This window comes from Chryseobacterium sp. UNC8MFCol (assembly GCF_000482305.1).
GTDB classification, from domain to species: Bacteria; Bacteroidota; Bacteroidia; order Flavobacteriales; family Weeksellaceae; genus Chryseobacterium; species Chryseobacterium indologenes.
In genome coordinates, this window is record NZ_AXUZ01000019.1 from 77,656 (window position 1) to 90,861 (window position 13,206).

Below are 13,206 nucleotides of genomic sequence, written 5' to 3' on the forward strand. Positions count from 1 at the left end.
AAATGAATAATGAACAACTTATTACACTTATTAAAAACCATTCCCGATCCGGAAATTCCGGTCATTGATATCGTGGAATTGGGAATCGTGAGAGATGCACAAATCACTGGTGAGAATACTTGTGAAGTGACCATTACGCCTACTTATTCTGCGTGTCCTGCAATGTTTACCATCGAAGAGGATATTATCAAAATGATGAAGGAAAATGGTTGGGATGCAAAAGTAGTGACCAAAATGTTTCCGATCTGGACAACAGACTGGTTGACAGATGAAGCGAGAGAGAAACTTCGTGCTTTCGGAATCACCCCTCCAGAAAAAGGAGCCGATGAACATCATATCGGAAAACCGAAAAAGTGTCCACGCTGTGGTTCTATGAATTCAAAACAGATCAGCAGATTCGGATCTACCCTGTGCAAAGCCTCATATCAGTGCTTAGACTGCCTGGAACCGTTTGATTATTTTAAATGTCATTAAGAAAATGATACGACGAGTTTTGGCGTTGATGGATTTTATTTTTGCTTTAGTATCATCAGGACTGAGGTACAGATAAGAAAAAAATAATCAACGCAAAAAATTTAATTATGACAAATTGTAACAAACCAACATTTCCTTTAATTTGTAATAGCGCAGATTTTAGTGAACCATTTCACAATACAGGAGAACTGATCTATTATCAGAAGATAGATCCCGTACATGCCGGCCATGTAGACGGAGTAGTTCTTCTTGAAAGAAACGGAAACTATTATAAAGCGATTTACACAGAAAATACCATCAATATTGAATGGTATAGATGTCGTTACACAGATCCGCTGAATGATAATGATGAAGCTATGATCACTCAGGCGATTAAAACAGCATCTTATTTAGGAGCAACTCTGAGATTTGATGCAAGAGAATATATTGTAAATAAGCAATTGGAGTTTGAGGAGCTTTCATGTTTTAGGCTTTTGGGAGACAAACAACGTACCATCATTAAGTCAAATAGTAAGCAACGTTTCAGTTCATACTTCTTACATTTCTCAGGTTGCAACAACTTCATTATTGAAGGGATAATATTTGACCTCAATAAAAGAAATTTGCGGGTTTATACTGAAGGTGATTGGAACAATGCGCAAAGTGAAATATTAAGAGATTTCAATGGAGGTATATATGTACTTAGTTCTACAAATATAGAAATTATTGATTGTCGCTTTTATGACTTGTATACCAGAGCTGTGCAGTTTTATGATTGTAATGGCGAAATAAAAATTTGTAACAATTTTTTTGAAAGTGATGTACAGCAGCAAATGTACAGAATGGAGCATTTAGGACTTACACAATCCCATAATGCAAACTTTTTTGTTGAAAATAATGTTTTTAAAAACGCTAAACATCATGATCCATCTAAAGCTCCGTGTGGCATATTTGCTTTTGATTGTGGATATTTTGGATCAGTTTTAATTAAAAACAATTATTTTGAATATTGTGGAAGAGATAATACAGGACATCATAGATTATATGCGATCGATTTTTATGATAATATAAACAATTTTATTATCAATAGCAACATATTTAGAAATACAACTTGGGGAGCCATAAGGTTCGATGGGACTAAGAAAAATGGTATTATTTCGGACAATTATATTCATCAGCTAATTGCCGATGATAGTGGAGTTATTAATTCTTCATCTAGGATAACAATTGGTCTTCCTAAAGAATTTAAAAATATCTCAATTATTAATAATATCATAGAAACATCTGATGAAAGAACTTATGGGATTTTAGTTCAGTCGCATGAAGATGAGATTAAAGTTGATAATATCAATATACAAAACAATAGCTTTAACAATGTGAGAACAGCAGTTACTATTGGAGGAAATATAAATAATATAAATATATCAAATAACTGTGCTGCTAATGTACATGCTGTAGGAATAGAGTATGCAGCTTATTCAACCACAATTATAACTAATCCAGATAACAGTACAACGACAAGTCCAAGACTTACTTCTGAATTGGGAAATGCGTTAATTAGTAATAACAATTTTAAATCTGCTATTCAAGGCGACTCTTTTGTGGGAATATCAATAAAAAGTTACACCCCAACAGAAGCAGAAGTTGAAAGAGTACATGAGCTTACTAAACGATTTGTTATTTCTAATAACTTAATTTATGGAAATGGGAGTAATTTCGGTGTAGTCGTCGATATTACAACATCTGTTATTCCTTACGGAACTTCATTGGATGGAAGAGTTACAGTATCAGGTAATGAAATTAGTAATGTTAAAAGCGGACTTTATCTGAGATGTAAAAATACAATTGCCAAAGATAATATTTTGTTTAAATGTAGTGTATTACCCATTTTGGAAGATCCAGGAGCTAATATTAATCTTAATAATTATTATAATAACAATCCTATATAATATTGATTGAAATAAGGCTTTTATCATAAATGCTTAAACTTTACAATAATAAATATACTAATGAAATAATGTAACAGTTTGTGAATGGAACGCAGGACTATGCAGAACATAACGATGGCATTGCTACATTATTAAATTCGTAGACTGTTACATTGATTTATATTATTAAATTAGTGCATTGTTAAATAAAATTACAAAACTATTATGTACACACAACTCGATATTGAAACACATTTTGACGGGAAGCTTAAAATCGCTTACCTGAATCAGCCTGAAACGATGAACGCTCTTACAAAACCGGCTTTGTCGGATTTAAAAGACTTCGTGAAAGAATGTAGCGAAGACGAAACCGTAAGATGTGTGGCCATCTCCGGAAGAGGAAGGGCTTTCTGTTCCGGTCAAAATCTTGAAGAAGCTTTCGCCGTAGGTAAAGAACACCACGATCAGGATATCATCAGAAAAATTGTGGTAGACTATTATAATCCATTGGTAATGGAAGTTACCCGTTGCAAAAAACCTGTTATTGCTTTGGTAAATGGTCCCGCAGTAGGAGCCGGTGCAATGCTGGCGTTGATTTGTGATTTCGTGTTGGCAAATAATAAAGCTTATTTTTCACAGGCATTTTCAAATATCGGATTGATTCCGGATACCGGAGGTACATATTTTTTACCGAAACTTTTAGGTAGACAATTAGCCAATTATTTAGCCTTTACAGGTAAGAAACTATCTGCAGAGGAATCTAAATCTTACGGACTTGTAGCTGAAGTATTCAGTGAAGAAGAATTCACAACGAAGTCAATGGAAATTCTGGAAAGAATGGCCAATATGCCGACAGCAGCGATTAAGCTTACCAAAAAAGCTTTCGCAAATTCATACACCAATACTTTAAAAGAGCAGTTGGAGCTTGAAGGCGATTTGCAGCAGGAGGCAGCAGAGACAGAAGACTTCATCGAAGGTGTAAATGCCTTTTTACAGAAAAGAAAACCTGATTATAAAGGAAAATAATATTAATATAACAATTTATCAGTGTAACGGTTTACCAATAGAGATGTTGTTTCAAGAATCAATTTTTGACAAAATTGTTACATTGGTAAACTGATACACTGTTACATTATTTTTTTAACTATGAATATTGGAATTATTGGTGCAGGAACCATGGGAATCGGAATTGCCCAGGTAGCTGCAACTGCAGGATGCAAAGTTGTCGTATTTGACGCTAATGCTCCACAAATTGATAAAGCACTTTCAGGTTTAGAGAAAACCCTTCAGAAACTTGCAGAGAAAGGTAAAATTACTGAAGATAAAGCCTCTGAAATCAGAAATAATATCACAAAAGGAGAGGCCTTACAGGATTTAAAAGATTCTGATTTAGTCATCGAAGCGATTATCGAGAACAAAGACATCAAGACCAAAGTTTTCACTGAGCTTGAGAACTATGTTTCAGAAGATTGTGTGATCGGTTCCAATACTTCATCCATTTCCATCACCTCTCTTGGTGCAGAACTAAAGAAACCGGAGCGTTTCATCGGAATTCACTTTTTCAATCCGGCTCCGTTGATGCCTTTAGTGGAAGTTATTCCATCTTTATTAACAGAAAAAACTTTAGCAGAAAAAATATACAACCTCATGAAAGAATGGGGAAAAACACCGGTTATCGCCAAAGATATTCCCGGATTTATTGTGAACAGAATTGCACGTCCGTATTATGGAGAAGGGCTCAGAATCGTTGAAGAAAATATCGCAACACCTGAGCAGGTGGATGAGGCAATGAAAACCTTAGGAAACTTTAAAATGGGACCTTTTGAATTAATGGATCTCATCGGGGTAGATGTGAATTTTGCCGTAACAACAACGGTTTATAAAGACTATTTCTACGATCCTAAGTACAAACCTTCTTTACTTCAGCAAAGAATGTCAGAAGCCAAGCTTCATGGCAGAAAGACAGGAAAAGGGTTCTATGATTACAATGAAGGAGCTGAAAAACCGGTTGCCCAAAAAGATGAAGCTTTGTATCAGCAAATCTATTTAAGAATCATTTCCATGTTGATTAATGAGGCTGTAGAGGCCAAAAGACTCGGTGTGGCCAATGACGGAGATATCGAATTGGCAATGCAGAAAGGGGTAAACTATCCGAAAGGATTATTAAGCTGGGGAAAAGAATTAGGATATTCAAAAGTTTCAGAGACCCTGCAGAACCTTTACAACGAATATCAGGAAGAAAGGTACAGACAAAGTCCTTTGCTGAGAAAACTATAATTACAGATGAATATAGAGGAACTCAGAGCGGAGCTGGAAACAAGGCTTTTAATAGAAAAAGAATACTTAATTCAGGAAGCTTCTTCTGTGAATGATGAGGAAAGACTCGGATTACTTGGGAAGTTTAATGACAAATACAGGGAGCTGATCAATAGGTTGGCAAATGAACATGGAATTGATTTAAAAGCTTCTTATGAAACTGATAACTCATCTAATGCTGAAGACCTTTCATATCAACAAATCATTCTGGGTAAAACCATGAGTATTTATGACAGGTTATCTGACCAACTCTATGAAGAAATAATAAAAGTATAGAAATGAATCCGAGACAAGTTGCAGATTATATGTTCAATCAGGATGAATTTTCCCAATGGATGAATATCAGGATGATTGAAGTTAAAGAAAATTATTGTTTAATAGAAATGCCTATTAAAAAGGAAATGCTTAATGGACTTAAAACAGTTCACGGAGGCGTAACTTTTGCCTTTGCGGATTCTGCACTGGCATTCTCCTCAAACAATACCGGAGATGCTGCTGTAGCACTTAACTGTATCATCAATTTTACAAAAGCAGGAAAAGAAGGTGATCTTTTCAGAGCAGAAAGTACTCTGGTGAATGATACCAGAAAAACAGCGGTCTACGATATTAAAATTACCAATCAAAACAATGAACTGATTGCCAAATTTGTAGGGACAGTTTATAAAATCGGAAAAAAAGTAACCGAACTATAAGTTCAATGTAATAATATTCCGGTATAACAATGTACCAATAATAAAAAGAAAATTAATTTCTGACACAAATGATAAGTTTCGAAAATAATCCATTAATTGAGAAAACTGTTTAATTTTCTTTAGATATAATTGAATTCTGTGAATTGTTAGAAGAAAAAAGAAAATTTGTTATTGCAAAACAACTATTACGTTCCGGAACAAGTATAGGTGCAAATGCTTTGAGGCATAAAACCCTCACAGTAAGAATGATTTTGTAAATAAAATTAAAATTGCAGCTAAAGAATTGGAAGAAACCAAATATGGGCTATATCTGTGTAAGAACTCTATAACTTATCCTTTTGAAGAAAAATTATAAGTTCAAATTACAAAGATTGGACAGATAATATATAAAATATTAAGTACAAGTTTAAATAAAAATCGATCAATCTAGTATTGTTACATTGTTACACTGCTAAATTGTTATATTAAAATAATTATGAACAACGTATACATCATAGACTATGTCAGAACTCCCATCTCAAAACTACAGGGAGGTCTATCAGAAGTAAGAGCAGATGATTTAGCTGCAATAGTTATCAAAGAAGTAGTCGCTAGAAACCCGGAAGTTCCAGTAGAGGAAATTGAGGATGTCATCTTCGGATGTGCCAACCAAGCGGGAGAAGATAATAGAAATGTAGCAAGAATGGGGCTCTTATTGGCTGGTCTTCCTTATAAAATAGGTGGCGAAACAGTCAACAGACTTTGTGCTTCAGGGATGTCCGCCGTAGCAAATGCGTTCCGCTCCATTGCAGCAGGAGAAGGGGAGATTTACATTGCTGGTGGTGTAGAGCATATGACACGTTCCCCTTATGTAATGTCAAAACCTAGTGCCGCTTTCGGAAGAGACAGTCAGATGTATGATACAACTTTCGGATGGCGTTTTGTGAATCCGAAAATGAAAGAAATGTACGGTGTTGACGGAATGGGTGAAACAGCAGAGAACCTTGCCGATATGCACCAGATCAATAGAGAAGATCAGGATAAATTTGCTCTTTGGTCACAGCAAAAAGCAACAAAAGCCCAGGAAAGCGGAAGACTGGCGGAAGAAATTGTAAAAGTTGAAATTCCTCAAAGAAAAGGTGATCCTGTTGTTTTTGAAAAGGATGAGTTTATTAAACCAACATCTTCTATGGAAGGACTGGCAAAACTTCGTCCTGCATTCAGAAAAGAAGGAACTGTAACTGCCGGAAACGCTTCTGGAATGAATGACGGAGCTGCTGCTTTGATTCTGGCCAGTGAAGAAGCCGTAAAAAAATACGGATTAAAACCAAAAGCGAAGATTCTGGGATCTTCCGTAGCTGGTGTAGAACCCAGAATTATGGGAATAGGTCCCGTAGAAGCCACTCAAAAGCTCTTGAAAAGATTACATCTTTCCTTAGGAGATATGGACATTATTGAATTAAATGAAGCTTTTGCTGCTCAGGCTTTAGCAGTCACCAGAAGTCTGGGATTACAGGATGATGACGCAAGAATAAATCCTAACGGTGGGGCTATTGCTATTGGACACCCGCTGGGAGTTTCGGGAGCAAGAATCATCGGTTCTGCAGCTATGGAACTTCAGAAACAAAATAAAAAATATGCATTGTGTACCCTTTGTATCGGTGTCGGACAAGGCTATGCAATGGTGATCGAAAAAGTATAACTTTTTCAATATAACAATATAATAATGTACCAGTGTAACAATCACACTGTCATGCTGAGCTTGTCGAAACATCTTATTGGTAAACTGTTACACTGATACATTGTTAAATTAAATTTTATTAAAAATTCTATGAACATCTACTCATATCACGGAATCCGTCCCATTATAAAACCTTCTGCCTATATTCATCCACAGGCAGTGATTATTGGCAATGTGGAAATTGGTGAAGAAGTCTATATCGGCCCCAATGCTGTCATCCGAGGTGATTGGGGAAAAATTATTATTAAAGACGGAGCCAATGTTCAGGAGAACTGTACGCTTCATGTTTTCCCGAATATAGAAACGATTTTAGAAGAATCAGCGCATATTGGACACGGAGCAATTATCCATTCAGGACACATTGGAAAGAATTGTCTGATCGGTATGAATTCCGTTGTGATGGATAAAGCTTATATCGGAGATGAAAGTATTGTCGGTGCCCTGGCTTTTGTTCCGGCAAACTTCAGATGTGAACCCCGAAAATTAATCGTGGGAAGCCCGGCGAAAATTATCCGTGATGTTTCCGATGAGATGATCCGTTGGAAAACAGAAGGAACCAAACTCTATCAGGAATTGGCAAGAGAGGGAAAAGAAGCCATTTTGCCTTGTGAGCCATTCACCGGATATGTTCAGCAGACTCCTACAAAGATTGTGGATTACAGTATCTGGGACGATGTAAAGTAAATAGGATTATTAATGAAGGGGTTTAGTGATTTATTGAATGCTTACGCAAAAGCTTATAACCAATATAGTTCATATCTGAATGTGAATAAGCCAAGCAAAATTTGCAGGTCAGAGATCATGCGCTATTTTGATACTTTAGATATCTTTGTTGCCTATCATCAATCTCATATGGAATATGATTTTTTGGATGTAGACTAATTAATTATGATCAACAAATTGAAACAGAATTAAACATGATTAAAAAAGCTTTGATTTTTTGCAGTATTCTATGGGCTGCGAATGCTATGATGTCGGGACAAACTGCAACAGTAAAACCGCTTACAATAGGAGAGGTGAGAACATTTAAATCTAAAACCTTACATGAAGACAGAACTTTAAATATCTATCTGCCTCAGGGATTTGACAAAACAAAATCATATCCGGTCATTTATCTTTTAGATGGAAGCATCAACGAGGACTTTATTCATGTTTCAGGATTAGTACAGTTCTTTAATGAAATGTATTCTATGCCGGAAACAATCGTGGTAGGAATTGCCAATGTAGACAGGAAAAGAGATTTTACATTTCATACCGATTTAAAAGACTTGCAGAAAGATTTTCCTACAGCGGGTCATTCTGATAAGTTTATTGCTTTTCTGGAAAAAGAATTGAAACCTTATATTGAGAGCCAGTTTAAAACTACAGAGAAATATATTTTCGGTCAGTCTTTAGGAGGGCTTGTGACAACAGAGATCCTTTTGAAAAAACCGGAAATGTTTGACAACTACTTTATCATCAGTCCAAGCTTATGGTGGGATGATGAAAGCCTGCTAAAGCAAGCCGGAACATTATTGTCCAAATCTCACGACACCAAAAAGTTTGTGTATGTTTCTGTAGGAAAAGGAGAACATCCGGTAATGGTAAAAGATGCTGAAGAATGGTATGATGTCCTGAAGAAATCAAATAAGAAAAACTGGACAGTAGAATATAAAATGATGGAAGCAGACAATCATGCAACGATTCTTCACAGAAGCTTGTATGAAGGATTGGTGAAAAAGTTTCCCTATCAGGAACCAAAATAAGTAATAAATCTAACTATATACCAGTGTAAAAAATGTAACAATCCATTTTGATCTGAGTAAAACACAGAACCTCAGTATAGATAGACTGTTAGATTGATGCATTGTTAAATTAATATTATATGGAAAAATTAAAAAACTATATCTACGGGCAATGGGTAGAAGGTAACGGAAACGGAATCCCTTTGTACAACGCTGTTACAGGAGAACAGGTTGCTGTTTCAGATACAGAAGGGCTCAATTTTGGGCAGGCACTCGACTACGGAAGAACAGTAGGATATAAAAACCTTTCATCAATGACTTTCTACGACCGTGGAGAGATGTTGAAAAAAGTGGCGCTTTACCTTTTAGAAAGAAAGAAAAAATATTACGAATTATCATATAAAACAGGAGCAACTCATGTCGATTCATGGGTAGATATCGAAGGAGGTTTCGGAACTTTCTTTACCTATTCGGGACTGGCAAAAAGAATGCTTCCCAATACTCCGTTCTGGGTAGATGGAGATACACAGAAAATTTCTGCCAACGGAACTTTCCTGGGAACTCATATTTTAACGCCTAGTGAAGGAGTATCTGTACAGATTAATGCCTACAATTTTCCTGTTTGGGGAATGTTGGAAAAGTTATCCACATCATTGTTGGCAGGAGTACCGTCAATTGTAAAACCATCTCCATTCGGATCATATCTCACCAATGCAGTATTTCAGGATATGATTGAAAGTGGAGTATTACCTGATGGAGCGATTCAGTTGGTTTGTGGAGAACCCGGAAATATTCTTGATTATGTTCAGGATGGAGACTCTGTTTTATTTACAGGCTCTGCCCAAACAGGCAGAAAATTAAAGTCTCTTCCTTCTGTTGCCGGAAATGCTGTTCGCTTCAATATGGAGGCAGATTCTCTGAACTGTTCTATCCTTGGATTGGAAGCAAAACCGGGAACTCCGGAATTCGATTTATTCATCAAAGAAGTTCGTAACGAAATGACCACCAAGGCAGGCCAGAAATGTACTGCCATCAGAAGGATTATTGTTCCTGAACACCTAATTGGTGATGTACAGAATTCTTTATCTAAAGCCTTAGATCAGACAAAAATCGGAAACCCGTTAAGCAGAGAAACAAAAATGGGTTCCTTGGTTGGAAAACAACAATACGAAGAGGTTCTGAGAAAAGTAAATATGCTGAAAGCAGAAACAGAGCTTATCTATGACGGAAAACACGAACTGGTAGATGCCGACTATGAAAAAGGAGCATTTATGAGTCCTAAACTATTCCTGAACGATAAGCCTTTCGAAAAAAATATCTCTCATGATGTAGAAGCTTTCGGGCCGGTATCTACGTTAATGCCTTATAAAGATGCAGAAGAAGCGGCAGCGCTGGCAAAAAGAGGAAAAGGAAGTTTGGTAGGGTCCATCATTTCTCACGATGAAAACTTCGTTGCTGAGACTTCATGGAAAATGGCTTCACAACACGGAAGAATCTTTGTTCTGAACAGAGACAATGCAAAAGAAAGTACCGGCCACGGTTCACCACTTCCGACATTAATGCACGGAGGACCGGGTAGAGCCGGCGGAGGTGAAGAAATGGGCGGTCTGAGCGGTCTTCATTTCTTCTTACAGAAAACAGCAATTCAGGGTTCTCCTGATGTTTTGAAAGCCATCACTAAAATTTATCAGCAGGGAGCAGAAAAGAAATTCTCAGACAAACATCCTTTCCAGAAATACTTTGAAGAAGTTGAAGTAGGAGATTCATTGGAAACAGCAGGAAGAACTGTAACAGACGCTGATATTGTAAACTTCTCCAACGTATCATGGGACCACTTCTATGCACATACAGATGCAACGAGTCTGACAGGTACAATCTTTGATAAAACGGTAGCTCACGGATATTTTATCCTTTCAGCAGCTGCAGGATTATTTGTTTCAGGTAAAAAGGGACCTGTTATTGCCAATTACGGACTGGAAGAATGCAGTTTCTTCAAGCCTGTATATGCCGGAGATACCATCACCGTCTATTTAACAGCAAAAGAAAAAATCAACAGAGGCGTAAAAGGAAGAAACATCCCGTCAGGTGTGGTTAAATGGCTTGTTGAAGTAATTAACCAAAGAGATGAGGTCGTTTGTGTAGCAACAATTTTAACACTGGTAGCAAAACAATCTCCTTTCATTGATCTGAATGTGAAAAATGTTCAGAAAATACTAAGCGGACTGACAGAAAATACACCTTCCCAATGGGGGAAAATGTCACCACAGCAAATGATTGAACATCTTGATCAGGCATTACTGGTAAGTTTAGGAGAACCTGAAGCAGAAAAATGTTTCACTCCTGAAGAACATCTTGAAAAATGGCAGGACTCCCTGTACAATCACAGAAAAATGCCAAAAGAATTTACCGCTCCGTTCCTGCCTGAAGATGGCTCACTTCCTGAACCAGCACATAAAAATCTGGAGGCGGCAAAACAATCATTTTTGGATAATCTGAAACGTTTTGTGATTTATTACAGAGAAAATCCTCAGGCAGAACATATGAACTATGTGTTCGGAAAATTAAATAAAGAAATGTGGGAGCTGATGCATAAGAAACATTTTACGCATCACTTCGAGCAGTTTGGTTTGATTTAATTCAAAATACAACTTAAATTTAACGTCCCTTCCAGTTTTACTGAAAGGGACTTTTTCGATATCATGTCAAGATTTTAAACCTTGGGGAGAATGATGTTTCCCTTTAGCAAAACGTAGATAATAATACACAAGAACAGGAAGCGCGAAAATCTGAAACAGAAAGACGAATAATGATAAGATGCCTTCAAGGTGATTACTGTTGGCTTTTACAAAAATGTTCTGTTGTAACGGGCCACCGGAAAAAAGGACAATATCCATGAGATTCCATCCCAGATGTAATCCGATCGGAAGATATAAAGACCTGGTCTGTGCAAAAGAATAGGCAAGCATGAAACCAAAAATAGCGGTCATAAAGAATATAATGGCCATCTGAAGAGGATTTCCAAAAGCACTGAAAGAAAACCAATGGTAGATTCCGAAACAAAACGCAGAGAGAAAACAGGCTTTTTTTACTCCCCATTTTTCCATGACCAGATAAAGCAGGGCACCCCGGAAGAGTAATTCTTCAAACAGCACAGATTTGATCGTCCACCAGATACCCGCCAATACCTGAAACCCTGTGATTGGTTTCCTGATCACCCAGTAATTATTAGCAAAAAGTGTAGACATTAGTTGGTAGATAATATAAATAGCTGCAGCCATCAGAAAGCCAAACCAAAAATGAAGCTGCCTGCTTTTAGTACTATGAAATCCTAAAACAGAAAGATCTTTTTTAAGCGTAAAACGAAGGATGAGCCAGGAAAAGAATAGCTCTACTATAATTCCAATCATGAGGTTAATCGTTTTTAATGAATGAATCATCCTCATTATTCATCTTTTCATTGTAAGCTAATTTACAAAAAAGATGAATGTGGGGAAAAGTAACGATCATTCACATGAAGTCTTAAACACAAAAACCTTTGCAAATTACCTGTTCATACACTATCTTTAAACTTCAATCATACAATAAAAATAATGAACGAAAGCTGGATGCAAAAATGGGAAGAAGTGAAGGGTAAATTTGAATCTCCCGTAGATCTTGAAACGTATTTTACTTCTGAAGAAATTATGGAGCAAAAAATGGAAGTGATGGCCATCGGAGATGTTTCTTTACCTTCAGGAAAAGTGATTGTCAGAGATCCTCTTGTTTATCTTAATAAAAAGGAACAGCCTTATTTCACCGAAGTACCCAAAGGAAACTTTCCCGTATCCATTGCCGTGGTAAAACTGCAAGACTGGGGAGATCGGTATGCTGCGGTGAAAGTAGAATTTACCAAGGAAAAGCCGGTAATGTACAGAGAAGCATTAATCGGGATTGAAAATCTTGAAGATACCAATGAAGGAGAGTTTTTTGGATTCAATGTGGATGCCGGTTTAGCTTGTATTACCGACCCGGAAGTTGTTCCTTTTGTAGATAGGTTTATCGAAGAGCTGGATGTAGAATATATTTATGATGATTATTTTGCCGGGCTGTTTGCAGAAAGCTATAAAGAAAATCCGAAAAACCAAAGAGATCTTGGAGACTGGATCAACTGGAAGGTTCCCAATACAGAATATCAGATTCCTATTTTTGCCAGTGGGGTGGGAGATGGTGTATATCCTGTTTACTTTGCCTATGATCAGGAAGAAAGAATATGCGGTGTCTATATCCACTTTATCGATATAGAATTAGAATTATCTTACGAAGACGAGGAAGATGAAGATGACGAAGCTTCAGATCTGTCAGATGATTATGTTCCTTTAAAATAACTGACTTCA

15 protein-coding genes are annotated in these 13,206 nt (G+C 36.8%); 14 read left to right on the forward strand and 1 reads right to left on the reverse strand.

Features of this window, described 5'->3' with window-relative positions; all coding sequences use genetic code 11:
* The first annotated feature begins 9 nt into the window (after positions 1–9).
* The 13 genes from paaD to paaZ all read left to right on the forward strand — a co-directional run bounded on the left by paaD (position 10) and on the right by paaZ (position 11,469).
* Positions 10–474, forward strand: a complete 465-nt coding sequence (gene paaD, locus M030_RS0113425) for a 1,2-phenylacetyl-CoA epoxidase subunit PaaD (protein ID WP_027373982.1) — start codon at positions 10–12, stop codon at positions 472–474.
* A 107-nt stretch (positions 475–581) separates the two neighbouring features.
* The gene (locus M030_RS0113430; protein ID WP_027373983.1) at positions 582–2,402 is read left to right on the forward strand and encodes a hypothetical protein; all 1,821 of its coding nucleotides are present in this window, start codon (positions 582–584) and stop codon (positions 2,400–2,402) included.
* 204 nt (positions 2,403–2,606) lie between these two features.
* The gene (locus tag M030_RS0113435; RefSeq protein ID WP_027373984.1) at positions 2,607–3,407 is read left to right on the forward strand and encodes an enoyl-CoA hydratase/isomerase family protein; all 801 of its coding nucleotides are present in this window, start codon (positions 2,607–2,609) and stop codon (positions 3,405–3,407) included.
* 120 nt (positions 3,408–3,527) lie between these two features.
* On the forward strand, positions 3,528–4,658 hold the full coding sequence (locus tag M030_RS0113440; protein WP_027373985.1) for a 3-hydroxyacyl-CoA dehydrogenase NAD-binding domain-containing protein: 1,131 nt from the start codon (positions 3,528–3,530) through the stop codon (positions 4,656–4,658).
* Between the two features lie 6 nt (positions 4,659–4,664).
* A complete protein-coding gene (locus tag M030_RS0113445) occupies positions 4,665–4,973 on the forward strand; it encodes a hypothetical protein (RefSeq protein WP_027373986.1) in 309 nt (102 codons plus the stop codon).
* A 2-nt stretch (positions 4,974–4,975) separates the two neighbouring features.
* A complete protein-coding gene (locus M030_RS0113450) occupies positions 4,976–5,389 on the forward strand; it encodes a PaaI family thioesterase (RefSeq protein WP_027373987.1) in 414 nt (137 codons plus the stop codon).
* 143 nt (positions 5,390–5,532) lie between these two features.
* Entirely contained in the window at positions 5,533–5,646 is a 114-nt protein-coding gene (locus M030_RS26010; protein WP_262486384.1) for a hypothetical protein, read from the forward strand.
* 11 nt (positions 5,647–5,657) lie between these two features.
* Positions 5,658–5,744: a hypothetical protein gene (locus M030_RS26015; protein ID WP_262711227.1), complete on the forward strand. Its 87-nt coding sequence runs from the start codon at positions 5,658–5,660 to the stop codon at positions 5,742–5,744.
* Between the two features lie 120 nt (positions 5,745–5,864).
* On the forward strand, positions 5,865–7,070 hold the full coding sequence (gene pcaF, locus M030_RS0113455) for a 3-oxoadipyl-CoA thiolase (protein ID WP_027373988.1): 1,206 nt from the start codon (positions 5,865–5,867) through the stop codon (positions 7,068–7,070).
* Positions 7,071–7,199: 129 nt separating this feature from the next.
* Positions 7,200–7,793 (forward strand): transferase hexapeptide repeat family protein, encoded by a 594-nt coding sequence (locus M030_RS0113460; RefSeq protein WP_027373989.1) that lies wholly within the window; start codon positions 7,200–7,202, stop codon positions 7,791–7,793.
* A gap of 12 nt (positions 7,794–7,805) precedes the next feature.
* On the forward strand, positions 7,806–7,991 hold the full coding sequence (locus M030_RS25555) for a hypothetical protein (RefSeq protein ID WP_123840731.1): 186 nt from the start codon (positions 7,806–7,808) through the stop codon (positions 7,989–7,991).
* Positions 7,992–8,026: 35 nt separating this feature from the next.
* Entirely contained in the window at positions 8,027–8,854 is an 828-nt protein-coding gene (locus M030_RS0113465) for an alpha/beta hydrolase (RefSeq protein WP_027373990.1), read from the forward strand.
* A 119-nt stretch (positions 8,855–8,973) separates the two neighbouring features.
* Entirely contained in the window at positions 8,974–11,469 is a 2,496-nt protein-coding gene (gene paaZ, locus M030_RS0113470; RefSeq protein WP_027373991.1) for a phenylacetic acid degradation bifunctional protein PaaZ, read from the forward strand.
* Positions 11,470–11,535: 66 nt separating this feature from the next.
* Here paaZ and M030_RS0113475 read toward each other — a convergent pair whose 3' ends face one another.
* Positions 11,536–12,240 (reverse strand): CPBP family intramembrane glutamic endopeptidase, encoded by a 705-nt coding sequence (locus M030_RS0113475; protein WP_027373992.1) that lies wholly within the window; start codon positions 12,238–12,240, stop codon positions 11,536–11,538.
* A gap of 183 nt (positions 12,241–12,423) precedes the next feature.
* Between M030_RS0113475 and M030_RS24135 the strand changes: the two genes are divergently transcribed.
* The gene (locus M030_RS24135) at positions 12,424–13,197 is read left to right on the forward strand and encodes a DUF4241 domain-containing protein (protein ID WP_051585072.1); all 774 of its coding nucleotides are present in this window, start codon (positions 12,424–12,426) and stop codon (positions 13,195–13,197) included.
* The last annotated feature ends 9 nt before the right edge of the window (positions 13,198–13,206 follow it).